At 54.6% G+C, this 326-nt stretch carries 1 protein-coding gene; it reads right to left on the bottom strand.

From position 1 onward, the window contains the following. The coding region (locus NE665_RS24840) for a hypothetical protein (protein ID WP_256302746.1) at positions 1-326 on the bottom strand (326 nt) is incomplete at both ends.

The raw sequence follows: 326 nt of genomic DNA, 5'->3' as shown, positions 1-326 counted from the left end.
CCCTTCGGCTTCCACCGACCAGTCCGCTCACCCACGTGTTCAGACTCTTCTCCTCCACCGGCAGACTGCGCTGTGAAAACACATAGTCCTTCCCCGGTGCCATCCTCACCTCGATGATGTTCTCCTCATCGATCTGCAGGTCCTTCCGGATGTAGACCAGATCCCGCTGTTCTACCGAATACTGATACACTCCGTATGTGTGATCCCAGCTCGCAGGTACTCCGATCCCGATATACACCGGTACCTTGAGCTGTGCCTGCTCACACTGCAACAGATACACGATATCGTTCGTCCCTGCCATCTGGTACATGCTCTTCTTATGCTCA

The sequence above is a fragment of the Clostridium sp. DFI.1.208 genome (assembly GCF_024463855.1).
In the GTDB taxonomy this organism is placed as follows: domain Bacteria; phylum Bacillota_I; class Bacilli_A; order Erysipelotrichales; family Erysipelotrichaceae; genus Clostridium_AQ.
The sequence above is the reverse complement of the archived record's forward strand: the minus strand, read 5'-3'. Positions and strand labels throughout refer to the sequence as shown.